This is a genomic window from Pseudomonas sp. SIMBA_041 (genome assembly GCF_046535095.1).
GTDB lineage: Bacteria > Pseudomonadota > Gammaproteobacteria > Pseudomonadales > Pseudomonadaceae > Aquipseudomonas > Aquipseudomonas mucoides.
The window spans coordinates 1-277 of the sequence record NZ_JAWRXJ010000237.1; the positions used below are offsets into that span (position 1 = coordinate 1).

Genomic DNA, 277 nt, shown 5'->3' on the forward strand with positions numbered 1-277 from the left:
GTGACGATCGGAGGCGCGATGGATTTCTCGAAATTCTTCATCGACCGGCCGATCTTCGCGGTCGTGCTGTCGATCATCATCTTCGCGATCGGCCTGATTTCGATTCCGATGCTGCCGGCTGGCGAATATCCGGAAGTCGTGCCGCCTTCCGTGATCGTGAAGGCGCAATACCCGGGCGCGAACCCGAAAGTGATCGCGGAAACCGTAGCGTCGCCCATCGAGGAACAGATCAACGGCGTCGAGAACATGCTGTACATGCAGTCGCAGGCCAACAGCG

The 277-nt window shown here is 58.8% G+C and carries 1 protein-coding gene; it reads left to right on the forward strand.

Annotation, left to right across the window (positions count from 1 at the left end):
* Positions 1–18 precede the first annotated feature (18 nt).
* A partial coding sequence (locus tag SB725_RS31000) for an efflux RND transporter permease subunit (protein WP_410923218.1) occupies positions 19–277 on the forward strand: 259 nt, incomplete at its 3' end.